This window comes from Sphingobium sp. B2D3C, from assembly GCF_025961835.1.
GTDB lineage: Bacteria > Pseudomonadota > Alphaproteobacteria > Sphingomonadales > Sphingomonadaceae > Sphingobium.
Map to the genome: position 1 here is coordinate 2,980,161 of NZ_JAOQOK010000001.1, position 20,914 is coordinate 3,001,074.

The window sequence follows — 20,914 nt, forward strand, 5'->3', positions numbered from 1 at the left end:
TCATTCCTCGGTGAGCAGGGTTTCGGCGGACTTGAGCAGGCTGGCGACCAGCGCCTCGCCCGTGGCGGAATCGAGATCGGGCACTTGCATGGTCCGCACCACGCAGGCGCGGCCGAGGCGCAAAATCAGCGCCATGCCCATGATATGGAGGATCAGCGGGCGGCGCTCCGCTTCGGCGAGCGAGGGCCGCGCGACGGCAGAGAGCAGGATCGCGGTCTCCACCAGCGGCCCGATCAATCCATCGTAGAGGCGCGTGAAGGCCTCGGTCGGGTGCTGCTGCTCGCGCGCCACGAACTGCGCAAAGGTCGCCGAGCGCGACGAGAGCAGGAAGCGCGCCAGCGTCTCCAGCAGCGCCAGCATCTGTGTGCGGGCCTGCGCGGGCGTCTGCGGTGGCTGCTTCTCGATGATGGCGATCAGCGGCGCGTAGATACTGCCCACGACGGAGGCGATATGGTCGGCGCAGGCGAGGTACAGCCCTTCCTTGGAGCCGAAATGATAGGTGATCGAGGACATCGCCGTCCCGCTAGCGCGGGCAATTTCGCGCGTGCTTGCCCCATCGAAACCGAAGCGGCCGAATTGCTCCAAGGCAGCTTCGATAATCTGCAACGGAAGATCGCTTCTTGCAGGGGTTTCTGTGTCCACGGATGCGGCCCCGATATCCGTTGCGAGCGCTTTCTTGCGCGTGCGGGTTACGGCCTCATGCATTTTCTTTGCGCGTCGTGGCGTGGCGGACGTGCTGGTGGCACGTCCCTGAACCGCTCGATCTCGACATCCTTCGTCGAGCGGCGTCCAACGATGACCAGCACAATGACGATGGAGACCGCATGAAGGATATTTGTTCGATCGAACGAACAATGTCAAATGGTGAGAGTAACCGTCAGGAAGGCTGGGTTGAACCGCTGCGACGCCCTAGCGATCCGTAGGAGCCTCCTCCTCGCGCCCCTCGACAGGTGGATCCAGCGTGGCCTTTGAATCCGGCGCATCCGTCTTGGCACGGGCCTGCCCCTTGCGGCGGCGCAGATTGGCCCGCAGCGCTTCGGCGAGCCGGCGTTGGCGGTCGGAGGGCGGGGTACTCATGCCCTTGCTTTACGAATCCGGCTTTTGCGCTGCAAGTCGCCTTGACAAGGCCAGACGGTAAGGCCATAGGCGCGGCCTTGCTGACGCGGGGTACCCCTGCGAACGGCAGTGCTGCCGTAGCTCAGTGGTAGAGCGCATCCTTGGTAAGGCTGAGGTCGCGAGTTCAATCCTCGCCGGCAGCACCATTTTCCCATTTGCTGTGAAGAACGCAGAACCATCCCGTGAAGGGTTGGTTGTGGGCCATGAGAAATCATCGACTTACGGTGCGTGAGTGGCGCTGCAGACACACCTCACCCCGGTGAGTAAACGTGTAATCGACGTTTATTTGCCCCCTCCCCATCGCTCCCTACCTTTCAAGCACGGTTCGAAACATCTGAAAGGTATCCGTCATGAAGTCATCACTGCTTTACACCGCTGCGTTGCTGCTGAGCGGCGGCATTGCTGTGCCAGCCATGGCGCAGGACACCGCAGCGCCGGCCACGGCACAGCCGGCGGCCCCCGCGTCGCCCGCCTCGCCCGCAGCGCCGGCTTCTCCTGCCACGCCGGCCGCACCGGCCACGGCAGCGGCTCCCACGAGCTTTACGGACGCGGAGCTGGTCGGCTTTGCCAAGGCCGCTATCCAGGCGGACAAGATCCAGAAGGACGCAACGGTCGCTGCCGACGCCAAGCAGGAGCAGATGCTCGCCGCAGTGCAGTCCAATGGCCTGACGCCGGCGCGCTACAACGAGATTGCCCAGGCGACCCGGACCAATCCGGATCTCGTAAAGAAGATTCAGGAACTGGCCTCGGCCGACATGGCGACACAGCAGCCGGCCACCGCGAATCCCTAAGACGCGGCGCGCACAACGCTGAAACGAATTGGGCGGCTCCCTCCGGAGCCGCCCATTTTCATGCCCGGTTGTCCTGCCCCTTCACCCGCAATCGCCACGCATGAAGCAGGGGCTCGGTATAGCCGTTTGGTTGCGCGACGCCCTCGAAGACCAAGGCCCGTGCGGCTTGCAGGGCGAGGCTCTCCGGATGGCCTGCCATCGGTCGATAGAGCGGATCGCCGGCATTCTGTGCGTCGACCTTGGCCGCCATCTTCTCGAAGGCCGAATCGACCTGTGCTGGCGTACACACGCCATGGAGCAGCCAGTTGGCGATATGCTGGGAGGAAATGCGCAGCGTCGCGCGATCTTCCATCAGGCCGATGTCGTTGATGTCCGGCACCTTCGAACAGCCAACCCCCTGATCAATCCAGCGCACAACATAGCCGAGAATCCCCTGCGCATTATTCTCCAGCTCCTCGACGATCTCCTGCTCGGACCAGTTGGTGCCGGACGAGAGTGGCACGGTGAGCAGGTCCGAAAGCGGCGCCACCGGCTCGTGTCCGCGCTCCTGCTGGCGCGCCGCGACATCGACGGTGTGATAATGCGTCGCGTGCAGCGTCGCCGCCGTCGGGGAGGGCACCCAGGCCGTGTTCGCCCCGCTCATGGGATGCGCGATCTTCTGCTCAAGCATGTCGGCCATCCGGTCCGGCGCCGCCCACATGCCCTTGCCGATCTGCGCCCGGCCGGAGAACCCACAGGCCAGACCGATCTGCACGTTGCGATCCTCATAGGCCTTGATCCAGGCGGCGCTCTTCATGTCGCCCTTGCGGATCATCGCCCCGGCCCGCATCGATGTGTGAATCTCATCGCCCGTCCGGTCGAGGAAGCCGGTGTTGATGAACACCACCCGATCCTTGACTGCCGCGATGCAGGCCACGAGGTTCGCAGACGTCCTCCGCTCCTCGTCCATTACGCCGACCTTGATGGTGTGCCGGTCCATGCCCAGCATATCCTCGATCGCATCGAACAGGTCGTTGGTGAAGGCGCATTCCTCGGGCCCGTGCATCTTGGGCTTCACGATATAGACGCTGCCGGCGAGACTGTTGCGCACCGGGCCGGCGCCCTTGAGATCGTGTAGGGCAATCAGGCTGGTGACGATGCCATCGAGAATCCCCTCGGGCGCCTCGGCACCATCGGGCAGCACAATCGCCGGCGTGGTCATGAGATGGCCGACATTGCGGACGAGCAGGAGGCTGCGTCCCTTGAGCGACCATTCCGACCCGTCGCGATCCTTGAAAACCCGGTCCTGGTTGAGCCTGCGCGTCTGCGTTTTGCCGCCTTTCTCGAACGTCGCAGAGAGGTCACCCTGCATCAGCCCGAGCCAATTGGCATAGGCCGCCACCTTGTCCTGCGCATCCACGGCCGCGACCGAATCCTCCAGATCGACAATGGTCGAGAGCGCTGATTCGATCACTACGTCAGCGATGCCCGAGGGGTCATTCTTGCCGATGGGGTGATTGCGATCGAACACCACCTCGATATGCAGGCCGTTCTTGCGGAACAGGCGGCCCTTGGGCGTCTGGCCGACATATTGGGTGCCATCCGCGATCGCGAAGCCATTGGCGGGATCGCCCATGTCCGCCCAGCTCCCGGACACCAGCGGCACGGCCCTGTCGAGAAAGGCCTTGGCCCAGGCGATGACCTGCGCGCCGCGCTCGGGATCGTAGCCGCCCGGCTTGGCCGTTCCCGGCAAGGCATCCGTGCCGTAGAGCGCATCGTACAGACTACCCCAGCGGGCATTGGCGGCATTGAGCAGGAAGCGGGCGTTGAGCACCGGCACCACCAATTGCGGACCGGCCAGCGTGGCGAGCTCGGCATCGACCTTTTGCGGATCGATGGTGAAGGGCGCCGGCTCTGGAACGAGATAACCAATCTCGCGCAGGAACGCCTCATAGGCCGGCTGATCGATCGGTTGGCCGGCCCGCGCCTCATGCCAGGCATCGATCTGCGCCTGAAGATCGTCGCGCTTCGCCAGCAACGCCCGATTGCGCGGTGCAAAATCGGCGAAGATCGCCGCCGTGCCGGCCCAAAAGGCTTGCGCAGTCAGCCCCGTACCCGGCAGCGCGCGCTGCTCGATGAAGTCGGCCAGTTCCTCCGCCACCGAGAGCCCGGCGCGGTCCACCTTGTTCGTCATGCCTTGCATCCCCGCTGTTCAACCCTGCGCCTTGAGACCAGCCGCTGCCAGCCCGGCCAGCGCGGCCGCTTCGTCATTGTCCGATGTGTCGCCGGTCACCCCGACCGCGCCGATCGCCACGCCCTCATCATCGACGATGATGACGCCACCGGCAGCCGGGATCACCGCATGCGGCGCGGAGGCCGCAAAAGCCCCGATGAACCAGGGACGCTCCTGCGCCATATCCCCCAGCTTGCGCGACGAAACGCCCATGGCGAGCGCCCCGGCCGCCTTGCCCGTCGCCACCTGCGCGCGCGCGAAAGAAGCGCCATCGCCGCGCTGAAAGGCGATCAAATGCCCACCGGCATCCACGACGGCGGCGCTCAGCGGCTTTAACCCTGCGGCCTGCGCTTTCGCCAAGACGCCCTCGATGACCGCATTGGCCTGTTGCAAACTGATCCGGCTCATAAATCTGTTCCTTCCGCTCACGTGCGATCATCGGGATTTGGCTGTGCGTGGACATAGCCGGCCCATTCAGTCGAGACCAGCGACGTCCGCGTCGAATCAGCTGCGAAGCGCAACGCCTTGCTGGCGACAGGACACCGGTCACAGCAACTGCCGAAATGCCAACGCCCCGGTCACAAAGCGGTTCAGCATCGCGCCAAAACGCATTAAGGGGCGGCCCACACTCCGCACTCGCGATGAAATACGAGGGACGTCATGACCGATACCAAGCTGATCGCCACCATCGATGCCGCATGGGAGGACCGCGCCAATATCGGCCTGTCCACCACCGGCAACGTCCGTGCGGCGGTGGAGAAGGCGCTGGCGCTGCTGGACAGCGGCGAGGCACGCGTTGCCGAGCCCAGCGGTAATGGCTGGCAGGTCAACCAATGGCTCAAGAAGGCCGTGCTGCTTTCCTTCCGCCTCAACGACAATGCGCTGATCGACAATGGCCCCGGCGCCGGCCACTGGTGGGACAAGGTGCCGTCCAAGTTCGCCAACTGGGGCGAGGCGGATTTCCGCGCCGCCGGCTTCCGCGCCGTGCCTGGCTCCATCGTCCGCGCCGGCAGCTATGTCGGCAAGAACGTCATCCTGATGCCCAGCTTCACCAATATCGGTGCGTTCGTCGGCGAAGGCACAATGGTCGACACCTGGGTGACGGTGGGCAGCTGCGCGCAGATCGGCAAGAACGTCCACCTCTCCGGCGGCGTCGGCATTGGCGGCGTGCTGGAGCCGCTGCAGGCCAACCCGGTGATCATCGAGGATGATTGCTTCATCGGCGCGCGCTCGGAAGTCGTCGAGGGCGTGCGCATCGGCCAGGGCTCGGTGCTGTCGATGGGCGTGTTCATCGGCCAGTCGACCAAAATCGTCGATCGCGCCACCGGCAAGGTCTATATGGGCGAGGTGCCGCCCTATTCGGTGGTTGTGCCCGGCTCGCTCCCCGGCAAGCCGCTGCCGGACGGCACGCCCGGCCCAAGCCTCTATTGCGCCGTCATCGTCAAGACCGTCGACGCACAGACCCGCTCCAAGACGGGCATCAACGACCTGCTGCGCGACTGATCCGGAAAGGGGGCGGGGCCAGACCTCGCCCCGCTTTTCAACATTTTCACGCGGCTTTGAGCTGGCGCAGATCCCGTCCGCTTGGCTCCTGGAAGACCCGCAGATCGAAGGAGTCCAGCACGGCCAGCATGTGGTCGAAGATGTCGGCCTGGATCGCCTCATAGGCCGCCCATGCCGTGGTGGTGGTGAAGCAGTAGATTTCCAGCGGAATGCCCTGCGGCGTCGGGTCCAGTTGCCGCACCAGCAGCGTCATCTCCTTCGAGATGCGCGCATTGGCTCGCAAATAAGCGGCCATATAGGCCCGGAATGTCCCGAAATTGGTGACGCGCCGGCTGTTCACCGGATCGAGGCCGTCATGGGCGATGCGGCTGTTCCATCGCTCCAGCTCCGCCTGCTTATCCGCCAGATAGTCGCCCAGCAGCGCAAAGCGGCGCAGGCTCTGCTCTTCCTGATCGGACAGAAACCGCACGCTGGTCTGGTCGATCATCAACGAGCGCTTGATCCGCCGCCCGCCGGATTCCGACATGCCGCGCCAGTTCTTGAAGCTCTCCTCGATCAGCCGGTGAGTCGGGATGGTGGTGATGGTCTTGTCCCAGTTCTGCACCTTCACCGTGTGCAGCGCGATGTCGATCACGTCGCCATCAGCATTGAGCTGCGGCATCTCGATCCAGTCACCGACGCGCAACATGTCGTTGGAGGTCAGCTGGACGGAGGCCACCAGCGACAGGATCGTATCCTTGAACACCAGCATGATGACCGCCGCCATAGCGCCAAGGCCGGACAGCAGCAGCAGCGGCGACTTGTCCATCAGCTGGGCGATCATCAGGATCGCCGCCGCCGCGAACAGCACGATCTTGAGAACCTGGATATAGCCTTTGATCGGCCGGTTCACGGCGTGCGGCCGCCGCTGATAGAGATCGTTGACGAAGGTCAGTGCATGACTGAGCGCCAGCACGATGGTGAGGATCACGAACGCGCCCGCCACATTCTGCACCACCGTCACCAGCGACGGCGGCAGATGCGGTGCGGCCGCGATCCCGCGCGAGACGACCATAGCCGGGACGATATTGGTCAGCCGGGCCACCGCGCGGCCGAGCGCCGGCGTGTCGTGCGGCAGGACGCGCAGCGCCATGCGCAGCAGGATCGACTTGAAGATGAAGTTCGCGAGCGCCGCGACCGCGATCAGGATTGCCAGCCCGGCGAGACTTTCAGCCCAGGCCGGCAGACCGGCGAACCACCGATCGAGAAAGGGAATGGAAAAGGAAGGGTCGGTTGCCGCGGGAATAGAATCAATCATGACAAAGGGCGCGGCCGCGAGAGGGGCCGGCGATAAGCTCCTGTTTTATCTCAAATTGGGCGGCCAACCTGCCTGCCTTTAGGCATGAAGTCAAACCAGCGGCCAGATTGTGCGGGCCGCTGGCTGCGCCAGACGATCTAGACCGGCGTTGAAATCTTCATGAGGACGAGGCCCGAAACAATCAGCGCGGCTGCGGTCAATCGCAGCACTGTAAGCGCCTCCCCAAAAAACGCGATGCCGACAGCGAATGCGCCAAGCGCGCCGATGCCCGTCCAGATCGTATAGGCCGTGCCGAGTGGCAAAACCTTCAGCGACCAGGCCAGGCAGGCAAAGCTGAGCAGCATCGCCGCGATCATGACGAGGGTGGGCCATAGCCGGGTGAAGCCATCCGACTGCTTCATGGCCGTTGCCCAGACGACCTCGAATAACCCCGCGATAAAAAGCGCAATCCACGCCATGACAGCCTCCTGAAAGCGCCGGGCCGTCCCGGTCTTGACGTCAGAGGCGGGAACGTGGTCGCCGCAAGGAAAATTTAGGCGCCACACCACGCCCGATCAAGGGCAGTTACGCCCTGAGGTGATCATGCCCTCAGCCGCCGCCGAGCAGGCGCTGGCGGAGGCGTTCCATGCCGATGGCGTCAATGGCGACTGCGCGATCGGGCGCCTTTAACACCTCGGCCAGATAGCCAAGCGTCTGCGCGGCAAGATCGAACTGCTGCAAGGCGGTCGCCCGGTTCGTGGCGTCCACCGTTTCGACCAGTTGCGTGCCGAGGTCTTCGATCAGATGCCGCAGCACATCCAGTTCCTCGGCGATCCGCCGATCCAGCTCCGCAGTCGGGGCCGAGGCGCGGGGCGCCGTCCCAGCCGCAGCGGGCCGTGATGACGGCAGAGACGCATCGGCGCGGGGCAACCCGGTCTGACTTGCGGCAGCGATCCAATTGCCCTCGCGCCAGCCGGACACCGAAATCGTGCCCTCAAAGCGCACGCCGCAGCGATTCTTGTCCACCCAGATGACCGTGGCGCCCATCTCAAGCTGCAAGCGCCGCAAGATAAGGCCAGCACCGACCGGCGGCAGCGCAGCGCCTTCCAGCAATGCGCCGTGCTCGGAGAGATTGCGGATGCGCACCGGAGCGGCGATCCCCTCCGCCTCGATAGTCGCGGACAGGAGCAGATTCGTGCGGGAAGGCCGAGCGGCCGCTGGGTTGGACTGGTCTGCCGGCATCGGCACAATCGGCTTCCTATCCAAAAAAACGTTCTCTAGATCCGTCGCTCGGCGCGGCGTCCGTCCGGCCTCCCGGACGTCAGCGGGGCTGAGGAAATCTCCCCGCAAATAGCAGGCTCGCTTGCCGGCGCAAATCCCATCCGTCGACTCGCGGCCCATGCCGAGTCCCGAAATGCGTCGAACGTGCCGCGTTGCAATTGATTAGCGCCGGCACCGGCACATGCCTATATCGACGCTATGGCACCACCCAGAAAGCCCATCCGCCCCCAGCCCGCCGGCCTTCCGACGCGCGACCAAGTCCTCGATTTCATCAGCAATGCCGATCAACCGGCAGGCAAGCGCGAGATCGCCAAGGCCTTCGGTCTGCGCGGCAACGAGAAGATCGCGCTCAAGGCCCTGCTGCGCGACATGGCCGATGAAGGCCTGCTCGAAACCGGCAAGGCGCGGGCCTTCAACCTGATGGGCGGCGTCCCCAAGGTCACCGTGCTGCGCGTGGTCGAGTCCGATGGCGGTCAGGTCATCGCCGTGCCGGAGCGCTGGGAAGCCGAGGGCCACCCTATTCCCAAGCTGCGCGTCATCGAGCGCGGCAAGCGCGGCGCGCTGGGCATTGGCGACCGGATCCTGGCGCGCACCGAGCAGGCCGGTCATGGCTGGGTCGCCCATCCGATGAAGAAGCTGGCCGGCGCGACCGAGCAGATGCTCGGCGTGGTGGCCAAGGACGAGCGTGGCAAGCTGATCCTGCGTCCCGTCGATAAACGCATCCGCTATGAGACGCCGATCAGCGACCAGGGCGATGCGCAGCCGGGCGATCTCGTGCTGGCCGAGAAGAGTGGCCGACCGCCGCGCGTCACGGCGCGGGTGACGGACGTGCTTGGCGACCCCTTCCAGCCGCGTAGCTTCAGCCTGATCGCCATTCACAAATATGGCATTCCCGATGTGTTTCCCGAGGAGGCCGAGGCCGAAGCCGCGAAGGTCCACGACCTGCCCCTCCACGCCGATGCGCGCGAGGACCTGCGCGTCCTGCCCATCGTGGCGATCGATCCGGTCGATGCCCGCGATTTCGACGATGCCGTGTGGGCCGCGCCCGACGATGATCCGGCCAATGAAGGCGGCTTCAAGGCCATCGTCGCCATTGCAGACGTCTCTTATTATGTGCGCCCCGGCTCGGCGCTGGATCGCTCGGCGCGCAAGCGCGGCAACAGCGTCTATTTCCCCGACCGTGTCGTGCCGATGCTGCCCCATGCGCTCTCGTCGGACATGTGTTCGCTCAAGGCAGGCGAGGATCGCGCCGTACTGGCCTGCCACCTCGTCATCGGACCGGGCGGTGCGCTCAAATCCTGGCGCTTCACCCGCGCGATCATCCGTGTCGCCGCCAACATTCCCTATGAGATGGCACAGGCCGCGATCGACCGCGTGGAAGGCAAGCCCGAGCGGACCTTTTCCGACACCCGGCTCGATATGGGCCTGATCGATCGCCTCAAGGGCGATGGGCTGATTGACGACGCAATGGTGCCGCTCTGGGCATGCTGGCGCGCGCTGGCCAAGGCGCGCGATGCCCGTGGCCCGCTCGATCTCGACCTGCCCGAGCGCCGGGTCGTGCTCGACGAGGAAGGGCGCATCGTCAGCATCGCCATCCGCGAACGGCTGGATGCGCACCGGCTGATAGAGGACTTCATGGTCACCGCCAATGTCGCCGCCGCCAAGGCGCTGGAAGCCAAGAAGGCGCCGGTCATGTACCGCGTCCATGAGCCGCCCAGCCGGGAGAAGCTGACGACGCTCAAGGAGTATCTTGAAACCTACGGCATCAGCCTGGCGCTCGGGCAGGTGATCACCACCAAGACCTTCAACCGGCTGATCGAGCAGATTCCGGATGATGCCGCCGCGCGGCCGCAAATCATGGAGCAGATCCTGCGCAGCCAGACGCAGGCCTATTACGGCCCGCGCAATCTCGGCCATTTCGGCCTGTCGCTCGGCTCTTATGCGCACTTCACCTCACCGATCCGGCGCTATTCGGACCTTTTGGTGCATCGCTCGCTGGTCGGCGCCTATGGGCTGGAAATGCCAGCCCCGGCAGACAAGTCGCTCCCGCGCGAAACGCGGCTCTCTTCGGAAGACGTGGCCGATCTCGCGCCCATCGGCGAGCGGATCAGCCAATATGAGCGTCGGGCGATGGAAGCGGAACGCGAAACGGTCGACCGCTATGTCGCAGCGTTTCTGGCACAGCATGTCGGCGAGATCATGGCCTGCCGCATCACCGGCGTGCAGAGTTTCGGCTTCTTCGCCACTGTAGTCGAGCTGGGCGGCGATGGCCTCGTGCCCGTCTCGACGCTCGGTGGCGAATATTTCCGCTATGACGAGGTGCAGCAGGCGCTGATCGGCGAGGATAGCGGCGACCGCTATGCCATGGGCGACCGCATCGACCTGCGCATCGCCGAATCCGACCCGGTGAGCGGCGCGCTGCGCTTCGAGATTCCGCACGGCGCCAGCCACATGGCCGAGCGCAAGGACCGCCGCCGTCCGGGCAGTGCGCCCGTCCGCCGCACCGGACGCCCGCCGAACATCCGGCACACCGCGCGCCGCAAGGGGCCGGTCAAACGCCGCTGATTGCCGCGCTCCGACGCAGGACGACCCGCGTGTCAGCCGATTATTCGTGCTGCCGGCCGAAATCAGGCGCCGCGTCGTCCTGCCCTTGCTCGATGATCGAGCGGCGGATCGCCCGCGTCTTGCTGAAATGCTCGAACAGCGCGTCGCCATCGCCCCAGCGAATGGCCCTTTGCAGTTGCGAGAGATCCTCCGAGAAGCGCTGAAGCATCTCCAGCACCGCGTCCTTGTTGGTGAGGAAGACATCGCGCCACATGGTGGGATCGGATGCGGCGATGCGGGTGAAGTCGCGAAAGCCGCCGGCCGAATATTTGATGACTTCGCTGCGCGTCACGCTCTCCAGATCATTGGCCGTGCCCACGATCGTATAAGCGATGAGGTGCGGCAAATGGCTGGTGACGGCCAGCACCAGATCATGATGCGCGGCATCCATGGTCTCGACATTGGCGCCCAGTCGCTGCCACAGCGCCTCGACCCGCGTGACCGCAACCGGATCGGTCCCGGCCGGCGGCGTGAGGATACACCAGCGGTTGCGGAACAGCGTCGCAAACCCTGCCTCAGGGCCGCTATTCTCCGTGCCGGCAACCGGATGTGCCGGCACCAGCGTCACGTCGGGCAGGACCCGGTGGATGTCGGCAATGATGCTCGCTTGGGAGGAGGCCACCTCCGAGAAGATGACATCGGCTGCCAGATCGTCGCGAATGGCCTCGGCAACGGGTGCCATCGCGCCGGGGGGGACGCACAGCACAACCAGATCGGCGTCGATCACCGCCGCCCCGGGCGTGTCCGTCACATCGTCGCATAGGTCGATCCGGCGCGCGGTCTCCCGCACTTCCGGATTGGCATCGTGCCCGACCACCCGCACGGTCGGCGCATAGGCCCGCAGGGCGCGCGCCAGCGACGAGCCGATCAGGCCCAGTCCGATGATGGAAACGCGCGAAAAGGGCAGCATCAGGCGCCGACGATCCGGCGGAGTGCAGCGACGAGCCCCTTCATGTCTTCCGGCGTGCCGATGGTGATGCGCAGGGCGTTGGGCAGATCCTGCCCGGGCAGCCAGCGCACGATATAGCCCGCGTCCATCAGGCCCTTATAGGCCGTCTCGGCGCTCGTCTCGCCCTCGAACAGTACGAGGCTGAAATTGGCCTTGGAGGGTACGGCGCGCAGCCCCTTGTTGCTAAGCGCCCCGATCTCGGTCTCGAACCAGGCGCGCCATTCGCTGTTGTGCGCGCGGCTCTTCTCCACGAAGTCCTGCGCCTCCAGCGCCGCGACCGCCGCGCGGGACGAGGCGATGGGGAAGGAGAAGGGCTGACGAATGCGGTGCATCGCGTCGATCACCTCCGCGCTGGCATAGCCCCAGCCCACCCGGCCGGCAGCAAGGCCGAAGATCTTGGAGAAGGTGCGCGTGACCAGCACATTGGGTGCGGTGCGGGCCAGCTCCAGCCCGCCATCGTCATCCTCGGCGTCGAGATATTCGCTATAGGCCTGATCCAGCACCAGCAGCACATGCGGCGGCAGCCCGGCGTGCAGGCGGGCGATCTCCGCGCGGGGTGTGAACGTGCCGGTCGGGTTGTTCGGATTGGCGAGGAACACCAGTCGGGTGCGGTCCGTGACATGGGCCAGGATGGCATCGACATCCGTCGCATAATCCTTGTCCGCCACCTCGATGGGCACCGCGCCGACGCGTCGCGTCGCGATCGGGTATACGGAGAAGCCATAGCGCATGAAAATGATCTCGTCGCCCGCGCCTGCAAAGGTGCCGGCAGCCATGTGCAGCACTTCGTCCGACCCGGTGCCGTAGATGATCCGGGCCGGATCAAGCCCGTGCCGCTGTGCAATCGCCTCGCGCAGTTCCACCGCAGCGGAGTCGGGATAGCGCTCCAGGCAGTCGGCAGCGGAGCGGAATGCCGCGCGCACTGGCTCGGCCGTGCCGAAGGGATTTTCGTTGGACGAAAGCTTCACGACCTCGCGGCCATCATCCGCCTTCGACTTGCCCGGCACATAAGGCGCGATGGCCATGATCCAGTCTTTGGCGACGGGTGCGGCGGGCTTTTGAAGATCGTCTGTCATGGCGTGGCGCTTTAGCCCCGCTGTGTGCAATTGGCAAAGGCCTGTACGATTCACCCAAACCTCCGCGAGGATGCACTCCGCCGACACGCCCAGCCGGCCCGATTGACAATGCCCGTTCTTCGGCTCAAGCGCTGGATCATGTCCATGGAGAGTGCCATCGCTTCCACAGACCAGCGCTTCGGCCTGCGGCGGTCTATCCGGCTGGCAGGGCCACTCCGGCTCGATAGCGGCGCCAGCCTGACGCCCGTCGAGATCGCTTACGAAACCTATGGCACGCTCAACGCGCAGGGCAGCAATGCCGTGCTGATCTGCCATGCGCTGACCGGCGACCAGTTCGTCGCATCGGAACATCCGGTGACCGGCAAGCCCGGCTGGTGGACGCGCGCCGTGGGACCCGGCAAGCCCATTGACCCCGAGCGGCACTTCATCATCTGCGCCAATGTGTTGGGCAGTTGCCTCGGCTCTTCCGGCCCGGCCAGCATCGATCCTGCCACCGGCGCGCCTTTTGCGATGCGCTTCCCGGTCATCACCATTGCCGACATGGTCCGCGCACAGGCGATGCTGCTCGATCATCTGGGCGTGGCCCAGCTTGCCGCCGTGGTCGGCGGCTCGATGGGCGGGATGCAGGCGCTGGCATGGCCGACCCTCTATCCCGAGCGCGTGCGCGCCGTGCTGGCGATTGCCACCACCGCCCGTCACAGCGCGCAGAACATTGCCTTTCACGAGGTCGGGCGCCAGGCGATCATGGCCGACCCGCGCTGGCGCGGCGGCGACTATTATGCCAGCGGCGAGCCCCCGGCGGCGGGTCTGGCGGTGGCGCGCATGGCCGCGCACATCACCTATCTCTCCGAAGCCGGGCTGACCGAAAAGTTCGGCCGCAAGCTGCAGGCGCGGGAGGCGAAGACCTTCGGCTTCGATGCCGACTTCCAGGTCGAGAGCTATTTGCGCCACCAGGGCATCAGCTTCGTCGAGCGGTTCGACGCCAACAGCTATCTCTATATCACCCGGGCGACGGATTATTTTGATCTGGCGGAGGATCATGGCGGCAGCCTGGCCAGTGCGTTCGCGCGGACGCAGGCGCGCTTCTGCATCATCAGCTTCGATACCGACTGGCTCTACCCGACGACAGAGTCCCGCAACATCGTGCACGCGCTCCATGCCGCCGGTCGGGCCGCGACCTTCGTCGAGCTTTCGAGCCCCTTCGGGCATGACAGCTTCCTGCTGGATGCGCCGGAGATGAATCGCGTGCTCGACGGCTTCCTGAGAGGCGGCGCGTGACCGAGATGCCCGCTGATATCACGTTGAGCGACGATCCGGCCCGATTGGATCGCGCGCGCATTCATGGCTGGCTAGCCTCGAGCTACTGGTCGCCCGGCATCGCCCGCGCGCTGGTGGACCGGGCCATTGACGGATCGCACTGCCTCGGCGCCTACCGCAATGGCACCCAAATCGGCTTCGCCCGCATGATCACCGACCATGCCACCTTTGCCTGGGTGAGCGACGTGTGGGTCGATGAAGCCGCACGCGGGGCCGGCCTCGCACGCCGCATGGTCCAGTGGTTTCTCGATCATTCTGATTTCCAGGGCATCCGGCGTATCGGCCTCACCACGCTCGATGCGCATGGCGTCTATGCCCCGCTCGGATTCCGCAGTCCGCGAAGGCCGGACCGCTATATGGAACGGCTCGACCCCGCCTTCGACACGCTGCTGAATGGCGAAGAGACTTCGCCGCATGACTGACGGCCTGCGTCCGGATCTTGCACTGATCGCGCGCCACGTCACCACGGGCTCTCGGGTGCTGGACGTGGGTTGCGGCGATGGCGCCCTCATGGCGGCGATGCGCGACGGAGCACACGCGGATGTGCGCGGGCTGGAGATCGATCCGGCCAATGTCGCTGCGGCCGTTGGGCGCGGTCTGCCGGTTGTTCAGGGCGATGCCGACACCGACCTGGGCTATTATCCAGACAAGAGCTTCGATTTCGCGATCCTCAGTCAGACGCTCCAGACCACGCGGCGGCCAGACAAGGTGATCGAGCAACTGCTGCGCATCGGCAAACAGGCCTTTGTCTCCTTTCCCAATTTCGCGCACTGGCGCGGGCGCCTCTCGCTGATGTGGGGCGGGCGGATGCCGGTGACGCCGCTGCTGCCCGAGCGCTGGTACGACACGCCCAACATCCATCACCTCACCATCGACGATTTTCGGGCGCTGGTGCGTGAGCGCGGCTGGACCATCGATGCCCAGTGGTTCCTCAACCATGGCCGAACGACGGGATCGGCCAATGCCAATCTGTTCGCCGAACACGCCGTCTTCCTGCTGCATGCCTGATGGGCGCAACACCACTCTTCCGAATTATGCTGCAGTGCAACAACGGGGTGGCCAGATGGCAACAGGCGGTGCATAGGGCGTGCCACGAACAGAACAGCGAAACGACGACATGACTGCTGCGGCCAAGCCCTTTCCCATGAACGAACGTGAATTTGTCGGCCTGATGGCGTCGATCATGGCGCTCAATGCGCTCGCCATCGATGCGATGCTGCCGGCCTTCCCGGCGATTCGCGCGTCCCTGAACGTGGCCGACCCCAATTCGCTGCAATATATGATCACGGCCTATATGCTGGCGAACGCCGTAGGATCGCTGGTCGCCGGCCCGCTGGCGGACCGGTTCGGGCGCCGGCCGATGCTGCTGCTCAGCATTACCTTCTCGGCGCTCGGCGGCCTCGCCAGCGCGCTGGCGCCGACCTACGAGATGCTGCTCACGATGCGCGCGGTGCACGGCTTCTTTGCCGCGGGCCTGGGCGTGCTCGCCGTGTCCGTGATCCGCGACCGCTACTCGGGTGACACCATGGCGCGGCTGATGAGCGTGATCTTCATCATCTTCATGCTGGTGCCGGTCATCGCTCCCTCCGTGGGCCAACTGGTGCTGACCGTGGCATCCTGGCGCGAGATCTTCCTTGTCCTTGCGGCTTATGCCAGCATAGTGCTGGTGTGGACATGGCGCCGACTGCCGGAAACGCTAGATGAAGACCAGCGTCAGCGCATTTCCCTGCCGGTCATCGCCCGCAACTGGGCGGCGGTCGTCAAGGATCGTCAGGGTCTGGGCTATATGCTCGGCGCAGGGATCATGATGGGCGGCATGTTCGGCTTCCTGAACAGCGCGCAGCAAATCTTCTTCGACGTGTTCGATGCCGGGGCTTTCTTCCCGCTCGCCTTCGCCTGCGTGGCGGGGTCGATGGCGGTGGCGAACTTCTCGAATAGCCGCATCGTCGAGCGCTTCGGTGCGCGCAGGGTTTCGCACCTCGCGCTCATCTTCTTCATCGTCGTCAGCATTGCCCAGCTGCTGGCCAGCCAGATGCATCCCGAGCCGCTGCTGCTGTTCATGGTGCTGATCGCGCTCAACATGGGCATGGTCGGCTTTACCGGATCGAACTTCGGCTCGATCGCCATGGAGCCATTCGGTCACATCGCCGGATCGGCCGCCAGCTTCCAGAGCTTTGCGCGCATGGCGATTGCGACGCTGATCGGGGCGGCGACCGGACAAAGGTTCGATGGCACCACCCAGCCACTGGCGGAAGGCTTCATGGCCACCGGTCTGGTCGCGCTCGTCTTCATCCTGCTGGCCGAACGCGGACGCCTCTTCACCCGCCCGCGCCGCAACGCCATGCGGCCCCCACTGCCGCCGCGCTGAGCGGTCTCGGGCGAGCGCCGGACGAGCAACTGCGCCGTCCGTCCTTCATTTCCTGAGGCCCTCACCCTATCTGAATAGGGAAAGGCTGGCGCGTGCCCGCCTGCGGAGATCGTTCGTGCGCAAGGCAATTCTAGGCCGTTACGGCAACAATCAGGGTCACTGGGTCGGCGATGGCTTCCCGGTTCGCTCGCTCTTTTCCTATCACGATCTTGGGCAACAGATCAGCCCCTTCCTGCTGCTCGATTATGCTGGGCCGCACGCGTTCGAACCGACCCAGGCGCGGCGGGGCGTGGGACAGCATCCCCATCGTGGCTTCGAGACGGTCACCATCGTGTATGATGGTGAAGTGGAACATCGCGATTCCACGGGCAATGGCGGCATCATCGGCCCTGGCGACGTGCAGTGGATGACGGCCGCCGGCGGCATTCTGCACGAGGAGTTTCATTCGCCCGCCTTCGCGCGCGCCGGTGGTCCGTTCCGGATCGTGCAGCTCTGGGTGAACCTGCCCGGCAAGGACAAGATGGGGCCGGCGGGTTATCAGGCGATTTCGGCCGAAGACATTCCCACCGTCGACCTCGGTGCTGCTACGGGTATCGCACGCATCATCGCGGGCGCCCTTGGCGACGCTCAGGGGCCGGCCCGTACCTTCACGCCCATCAACGTGTGGGATGTACGGCTGACCGCAGGCGCGGACACGACGCTCGCTCTGCCGGAGGGGCACATTGCCCTGATCGTCGCGCTGACTGGCCGGCTCACGATCAATGGCACCCAGCCGCTTGAGGAGGCCGAGGTTCTGCTGCTGAGCCAAGACGGCAAGGATGTTCAAATCCAGGCCGCGGGCGAGTCGAGCCTGCTCGTCCTCACCGGTGAACCGATCGACGAACCGATTGTCGGGTACGGGCCCTTCGTGATGAACAGCGAAGCGGAAATCCACGCGGCGATCGATGATTTCAACAGCGGGCGCTTTGGCGCGCCCATGTGATCGCCGGACAGGATGCTGGTGGGCGATGACGGGCTCGAACCGCCGACATTCTCGGTGTAAACGAGACGCTCTACCAACTGAGCTAATCGCCCCCTCGCGGGAATTCCCGCGCTTTCTAGGTTTTCCTGCTGCAGGTCAAGGGTACATAAGCGGAACAGAGCGGATACATTTGGCACTAGGCGGAACTGAGAGTCCCGAACTATTCCCGAAGTCCGAAGAGGGTTGGCTCCCTGAGTTGGAGAAATAGCGCTCGTCCAAGTCGGGCGTCGGTTAGATCAGCGTCAGCGTCGCCAAATGGGACTTTGCTGCCGGTCGGCACCGCGACAGGAAACGTCCGGTTACGCCGCCACCGGCCAATCGTGGAACCGCTCGAGCCGTTCCACAGGCGGTACAAGAATTATCTCTTCCGGTTCCGGATCACATACAACAGCAGAAGTCAGAGTGACACGCATCATCGTGAAGCTCGACGACCCCGACGTTCGCGGCACCGCGCCGTTGGCGATGGCGATCGAGCACGGCAGCGAGGTAGACCCAGCGTTTCCGTCCTATCCTGTCTGCGCTGTTGCCGGCGATCAGCCGGTCGCGCGGTTTTGCTGCGTCCCGCGGATCAATGCCGCAAGCTTCGTCTCGTCCGCATTGCCAAGCAGCGCGAAGGGCACGTTCAGCTGCTCCGCGATTGCCCGTGCAACCTTGGTTGCTTTCTCTTGATGTTCGGCAAGTGCCTCCTCTGACCGGACCGGTCGCAGCCGCGCGCTGTCGCCCTGACGCCGCAAGAGGATCTCGGCAGGTGCTGCCTGCAAAATGCAGATGGCATCGAGTTCAAGTGCAGCAAAAACGTCAGCCGGTATCTCGATCAACCCATTGCCGCCATCGATCACGCTGTGGCCGTCAAAAACGATCGCACCGTCAATGGAGCGCGCCTCATGCTGAAATCCGGCGACTAGCAACGCTTGATTGTCGAGGACCGGCCCTGTCCGGAGTGCCTCTGATGACTGCGCCGCGACCGACCGGCGCGCCTGCTCGGCCTTAATGAGGCGGCTCGCCTCCAGATGCGTAAACGCGAGCTTGTCGGAGAGCCGGTTCAGCAGCGTCGTCTTGCCCACACCCGACAGACCCAAGAGTGCAACGCGCCGACTCACATCGTGAACCCAAGTTGCGCATGGCGTAACAGCGCGCCCTGTTGCGCCCGGTCCAGATGTTTGATTGATTGGGGGGGATGGTCGGCGAACACTCTATCTCCCTTCAGGGTCTGCAGGTTCATGACCGGCTCGAAATGCCCGGCAAGCAGGAAGTTTATGACCTTGACCGGGCGAGCCGGCGTCGCCGCCATCATGGTGAGCTGCGTATCACTGTAGACCGACCGTCCGCCCGCGATGCGACGCAACTCTTCGGTCGACCGGGCAAGCGCCATCTCCTCGAAGATACCGACGGTCGTGATCGCCTGCGACGGAGGATGTCCAGACTTCCCCTTGTAGAAGAACAGGAGCGCGCCCGGCTGGACGATCTGCGCCTGCGCGCGGCACAGATACACTTTACGGATCGTGTTGCCTGGCGTGTGGATGCCGAAATCCGCGGCCGTGCCAAATAGGCTCAACTGACTGCGCTGCATCAGCTCCGGGAACAGGACTTCGTGATAGGCTTCCTGGATCGGGATGACATATGCGTTGACGCCCGTTCCCGTAGCGAACCGCGGATAGTTGCGGCGAGCAAGGTCAAAAAGGGACTGGCCCGGGACAATCGCGAGACGGTCCCGTGAGAGAGGCTTTTCATAAACCCGCTCACCGTTCGCGTTGTCATGGGTGTGCATGAAGCCATAGAATTCGAGCAGATCGATGAGGGTCGCCTGGCCTGCATAGGTGGTGAGGTAGACGACATCGTGCCGGTTCGTCTGTGCGTACCAGAGGATTTGCTTGAGCAGCAGCTCGCCGAGTTTGACCCCGCGGCTCTCGGGCCGCACCTTGAAGGTGCAGACCTTAAGGACTTTCGAGCCCGGCAGGCTCGCGTCGGTATCACCCGGCACCTCATCCTTGCGCACGACGAGTCCGGCAATCGCTCCTTCGTCGACGACCACCCAACATTTGCGCATCGGTTTTACGCATTTTTCACGCCACCACGCGTCGAAACCTATATAGTCGCCTCGCAGGCTCGCAAAGATCGGGTCATCCGCCGGAATGCGGTGCGCGTCCACCTCCTGTATCTGAGGAAGCGCTACCTCGATCGGTTCGTAGGTGGTGCGCAGGAACGACACGGCGTCTGCGACGTAGAGGACCCGGTCGCCAAGCGTTGCCGAAGTGCGCCGGGCGCGTTCATGTAGACCCTGATCTTCCGTAACGAGGAAGTCGGCCACGCCGATTTCCAGAGCATGCAGCAGCGTCGCATCGACCAGATCATTGGGCTTTCGGATTGGTCCGAACCGCGCCTCGAGCGCGGGCTGATCCAGGCCGATCACTTTGTCGATGACGGGGAATTTGCGAATTTTGCTGAGCGAGACACGGCGCCGCGCTTGATCGCGATCGCGCTGAATGTCGTCGACTGCCGCGGCATGGACGAACACGCCCACGCCGTAGCGCGCCGTCAGTTGTAGCAGCGCGGCGAAGTTTGGGGCGACCTCTGCATGATCCTCGAGGCCGATGAAGACATTGGTATCAATTAGGTACTTCGGAACACTCATAGGTGAGGGCTTCCCGCATCTGTGGGGTCGCGTAGAGGAAGGACTGCGGGGGCTCAAAGTTAAATCGGTCGCGGAGTTCACTCAGTTCGAGCGCGCGCCTGAGACGCCGGGCGCGTTTCAACTCGATGGCATAGCCGCGCTCAACACCGTCAAAATAGGTGTCGAAATCCTTGCGCGCGATGCAGGCCCGCTCCGCAAAGGTCTCCCAGATTTCTTCAGGTGCGCAGCGATGCACTTCTCCTATCTCGGCGATGCCGAGCAGCGCCCTAGTCGGGCTCGTCGCATAGATTAGCGCAGTCGTGCCTTTGGGCACTGACATCGGAAACCGCCGGCGCAGCTCGACCGTCTTGGCGCCGCTGACGATCTTATCACAATAGTCCGGCTTGATGCTGAACACGACATCACGCCGAGCCGGCAGCCGGTCCTCGCCGATTATCGGCAAAACGAGTTGGTTCTCATCGACCGGATCGAAGCGAAATTCGGCTTCATGCACATTCGCCACCAGTGCCGAGGCATCGTCGAACCGGGCATCGATCCGAAGTGTCGCGCCGAGCGCGCCGAGATAGTCCCGCAGCGTCGACACAAGAATGTCGCGCCGCTTCTCGACACGCGACAGCGCCGCCTGTCCGATATTCAGGCGTTCGGCGAGTTGCTCCTGCGTAAGGCCGGCAAGCTTGCGGATTTCCCGCAGACGTTGGCCGATATGCGCATCGTCCATCTCGCCATTCGCCGGCTTCGCCTCGAACACCTTACCGACAACCTTCATTC

20 protein-coding genes and 2 tRNA genes are annotated in these 20,914 nt (G+C 64.4%); 9 read left to right on the plus strand and 13 right to left on the minus strand.

What is annotated here, in order from left to right; all coding sequences use genetic code 11:
* On the minus strand, positions 1–642 hold the full coding sequence (locus M2339_RS13765) for a CerR family C-terminal domain-containing protein (protein WP_264606397.1): 642 nt from the start codon (positions 640–642) through the stop codon (positions 1–3).
* Positions 643–909: 267 nt separating this feature from the next.
* Entirely contained in the window at positions 910–1,077 is a 168-nt protein-coding gene (locus tag M2339_RS13770) for a hypothetical protein (RefSeq protein ID WP_264588209.1), read from the minus strand.
* A 110-nt stretch (positions 1,078–1,187) separates the two neighbouring features.
* On the opposite strand from M2339_RS13770, the gene M2339_RS13775 reads away from it, so the two are divergent.
* Both M2339_RS13775 and M2339_RS13780 read left to right on the plus strand, forming a co-directional pair.
* Positions 1,188–1,262: transfer RNA gene (locus M2339_RS13775), tRNA-Thr, on the plus strand.
* A 204-nt stretch (positions 1,263–1,466) separates the two neighbouring features.
* Positions 1,467–1,907, plus strand: coding sequence for a DUF4168 domain-containing protein (locus tag M2339_RS13780; protein ID WP_181560990.1), 441 nt, complete (start codon positions 1,467–1,469; stop codon positions 1,905–1,907).
* Positions 1,908–1,965: 58 nt separating this feature from the next.
* Here M2339_RS13780 and M2339_RS13785 read toward each other — a convergent pair whose 3' ends face one another.
* Both M2339_RS13785 and M2339_RS13790 read right to left on the minus strand, forming a co-directional pair.
* Positions 1,966–4,080: a malate synthase G gene (locus tag M2339_RS13785; protein ID WP_264588208.1), complete on the minus strand. Its 2,115-nt coding sequence runs from the start codon at positions 4,078–4,080 to the stop codon at positions 1,966–1,968.
* 18 nt (positions 4,081–4,098) lie between these two features.
* Positions 4,099–4,527, minus strand: coding sequence for a GlcG/HbpS family heme-binding protein (locus tag M2339_RS13790; RefSeq protein ID WP_264588207.1), 429 nt, complete (start codon positions 4,525–4,527; stop codon positions 4,099–4,101).
* A 252-nt stretch (positions 4,528–4,779) separates the two neighbouring features.
* Here M2339_RS13790 and dapD point away from each other — a divergent pair, with 252 nt between their 5' ends.
* Positions 4,780–5,622: a 2,3,4,5-tetrahydropyridine-2,6-dicarboxylate N-succinyltransferase gene (dapD, locus tag M2339_RS13795; RefSeq protein ID WP_264588206.1), complete on the plus strand. Its 843-nt coding sequence runs from the start codon at positions 4,780–4,782 to the stop codon at positions 5,620–5,622.
* A 46-nt stretch (positions 5,623–5,668) separates the two neighbouring features.
* On the opposite strand, the gene M2339_RS13800 is transcribed toward dapD, so the two are convergent.
* The 3 genes from M2339_RS13800 to M2339_RS13810 form a co-directional block, all read right to left on the minus strand.
* Positions 5,669–6,919, minus strand: a complete 1,251-nt coding sequence (locus tag M2339_RS13800; protein ID WP_264588205.1) for a mechanosensitive ion channel family protein — start codon at positions 6,917–6,919, stop codon at positions 5,669–5,671.
* Between the two features lie 137 nt (positions 6,920–7,056).
* Positions 7,057–7,377 (minus strand): DMT family transporter, encoded by a 321-nt coding sequence (locus tag M2339_RS13805; RefSeq protein WP_264574049.1) that lies wholly within the window; start codon positions 7,375–7,377, stop codon positions 7,057–7,059.
* 130 nt (positions 7,378–7,507) lie between these two features.
* Complete coding sequence (locus tag M2339_RS13810; protein WP_264588417.1) at positions 7,508–8,140, minus strand: PilZ domain-containing protein; 633 nt, start codon at positions 8,138–8,140, stop codon at positions 7,508–7,510.
* A gap of 237 nt (positions 8,141–8,377) precedes the next feature.
* Here M2339_RS13810 and M2339_RS13815 point away from each other — a divergent pair, with 237 nt between their 5' ends.
* A complete protein-coding gene (locus tag M2339_RS13815) occupies positions 8,378–10,744 on the plus strand; it encodes a ribonuclease R family protein (protein WP_264588204.1) in 2,367 nt (788 codons plus the stop codon).
* A gap of 40 nt (positions 10,745–10,784) precedes the next feature.
* Here the strand turns inward: M2339_RS13815 and M2339_RS13820 are convergent, their stop codons facing one another.
* Both M2339_RS13820 and hisC read right to left on the minus strand, forming a co-directional pair.
* Entirely contained in the window at positions 10,785–11,693 is a 909-nt protein-coding gene (locus M2339_RS13820; protein WP_264588203.1) for a prephenate/arogenate dehydrogenase family protein, read from the minus strand.
* A complete protein-coding gene (gene hisC / locus M2339_RS13825; protein WP_264588202.1) occupies positions 11,693–12,808 on the minus strand; it encodes a histidinol-phosphate transaminase in 1,116 nt (371 codons plus the stop codon). The genes M2339_RS13820 and hisC overlap by 1 nt, the downstream gene beginning before the upstream one ends.
* A gap of 138 nt (positions 12,809–12,946) precedes the next feature.
* On the opposite strand from hisC, the gene metX reads away from it, so the two are divergent.
* The 5 genes from metX (at position 12,947) to M2339_RS13850 (ending at position 17,475) form a co-directional block, all read left to right on the plus strand.
* Positions 12,947–14,086, plus strand: a complete 1,140-nt coding sequence (gene metX / locus M2339_RS13830) for a homoserine O-acetyltransferase MetX (protein WP_264588201.1) — start codon at positions 12,947–12,949, stop codon at positions 14,084–14,086.
* Positions 14,087–14,091: 5 nt separating this feature from the next.
* Positions 14,092–14,547, plus strand: coding sequence for a GNAT family N-acetyltransferase (locus M2339_RS13835; RefSeq protein WP_264588416.1), 456 nt, complete (start codon positions 14,092–14,094; stop codon positions 14,545–14,547).
* The gene (gene metW, locus M2339_RS13840) at positions 14,540–15,133 is read left to right on the plus strand and encodes a methionine biosynthesis protein MetW (protein ID WP_181561002.1); all 594 of its coding nucleotides are present in this window, start codon (positions 14,540–14,542) and stop codon (positions 15,131–15,133) included. Before M2339_RS13835 ends, metW begins: the two co-directional genes overlap by 8 nt.
* A 136-nt stretch (positions 15,134–15,269) precedes the next feature.
* Complete coding sequence (locus tag M2339_RS13845; RefSeq protein ID WP_264571617.1) at positions 15,270–16,493, plus strand: multidrug effflux MFS transporter; 1,224 nt, start codon at positions 15,270–15,272, stop codon at positions 16,491–16,493.
* A 115-nt stretch (positions 16,494–16,608) separates the two neighbouring features.
* Positions 16,609–17,475 carry a pirin family protein gene (locus tag M2339_RS13850; protein ID WP_264588200.1) on the plus strand — a complete coding sequence of 289 codons (867 nt, stop codon included), beginning with the start codon at positions 16,609–16,611 and terminating at the stop codon, positions 17,473–17,475.
* Positions 17,476–17,491: 16 nt separating this feature from the next.
* On the opposite strand, the gene M2339_RS13855 is transcribed toward M2339_RS13850, so the two are convergent.
* From M2339_RS13855 to M2339_RS13870, 4 genes are all read right to left on the minus strand, one after another.
* Positions 17,492–17,567 (minus strand) — tRNA-Val (locus M2339_RS13855).
* Between the two features lie 480 nt (positions 17,568–18,047).
* Positions 18,048–18,614, minus strand: coding sequence for an ATP-binding protein (locus M2339_RS13860; protein ID WP_264606398.1), 567 nt, complete (start codon positions 18,612–18,614; stop codon positions 18,048–18,050).
* The gene (locus M2339_RS13865; RefSeq protein WP_264606399.1) at positions 18,611–20,146 is read right to left on the minus strand and encodes a GNAT family N-acetyltransferase; all 1,536 of its coding nucleotides are present in this window, start codon (positions 20,144–20,146) and stop codon (positions 18,611–18,613) included. The genes M2339_RS13860 and M2339_RS13865 overlap by 4 nt, the downstream gene beginning before the upstream one ends.
* Entirely contained in the window at positions 20,121–20,912 is a 792-nt protein-coding gene (locus tag M2339_RS13870) for a helix-turn-helix domain-containing protein (protein ID WP_264606400.1), read from the minus strand. Before M2339_RS13870 ends, M2339_RS13865 begins: the two co-directional genes overlap by 26 nt.
* Positions 20,913–20,914: the final 2 nt, after the last annotated feature.

Excerpts from the sequence above, each read along its gene's own strand:
- M2339_RS13800 (WP_264588205.1), bottom strand. The coding sequence starts at position 6,919 with ATGATTGATTCTATTCCCGCGGCAACCGACCCTTCCTTTTCCATTCCC.
- metW (WP_181561002.1), top strand. The coding sequence starts at position 14,540 with ATGACTGACGGCCTGCGTCCGGATCTTGCACTGATCGCGCGCCACGTC.
- M2339_RS13820 (WP_264588203.1), bottom strand. The coding sequence starts at position 11,693 with ATGCTGCCCTTTTCGCGCGTTTCCATCATCGGACTGGGCCTGATCGGC.
- M2339_RS13770 (WP_264588209.1), bottom strand. The coding sequence starts at position 1,077 with ATGAGTACCCCGCCCTCCGACCGCCAACGCCGGCTCGCCGAAGCGCTG.
- M2339_RS13835 (WP_264588416.1), top strand. The coding sequence starts at position 14,092 with ATGCCCGCTGATATCACGTTGAGCGACGATCCGGCCCGATTGGATCGC.
- M2339_RS13780 (WP_181560990.1), top strand. The coding sequence starts at position 1,467 with ATGAAGTCATCACTGCTTTACACCGCTGCGTTGCTGCTGAGCGGCGGC.
- M2339_RS13865 (WP_264606399.1), bottom strand. The coding sequence starts at position 20,146 with ATGAGTGTTCCGAAGTACCTAATTGATACCAATGTCTTCATCGGCCTC.
- M2339_RS13810 (WP_264588417.1), bottom strand. The coding sequence starts at position 8,140 with ATGCCGGCAGACCAGTCCAACCCAGCGGCCGCTCGGCCTTCCCGCACG.
- M2339_RS13805 (WP_264574049.1), bottom strand. The coding sequence starts at position 7,377 with ATGGCGTGGATTGCGCTTTTTATCGCGGGGTTATTCGAGGTCGTCTGG.
- dapD (WP_264588206.1), top strand. The coding sequence starts at position 4,780 with ATGACCGATACCAAGCTGATCGCCACCATCGATGCCGCATGGGAGGAC.
- M2339_RS13845 (WP_264571617.1), top strand. The coding sequence starts at position 15,270 with ATGAACGAACGTGAATTTGTCGGCCTGATGGCGTCGATCATGGCGCTC.
- M2339_RS13870 (WP_264606400.1), bottom strand. The coding sequence starts at position 20,912 with ATGAAGGTTGTCGGTAAGGTGTTCGAGGCGAAGCCGGCGAATGGCGAG.
- M2339_RS13790 (WP_264588207.1), bottom strand. The coding sequence starts at position 4,527 with ATGAGCCGGATCAGTTTGCAACAGGCCAATGCGGTCATCGAGGGCGTC.
- M2339_RS13815 (WP_264588204.1), top strand. The coding sequence starts at position 8,378 with ATGGCACCACCCAGAAAGCCCATCCGCCCCCAGCCCGCCGGCCTTCCG.
- hisC (WP_264588202.1), bottom strand. The coding sequence starts at position 12,808 with ATGACAGACGATCTTCAAAAGCCCGCCGCACCCGTCGCCAAAGACTGG.
- metX (WP_264588201.1), top strand. The coding sequence starts at position 12,947 with ATGTCCATGGAGAGTGCCATCGCTTCCACAGACCAGCGCTTCGGCCTG.
- M2339_RS13785 (WP_264588208.1), bottom strand. The coding sequence starts at position 4,080 with ATGACGAACAAGGTGGACCGCGCCGGGCTCTCGGTGGCGGAGGAACTG.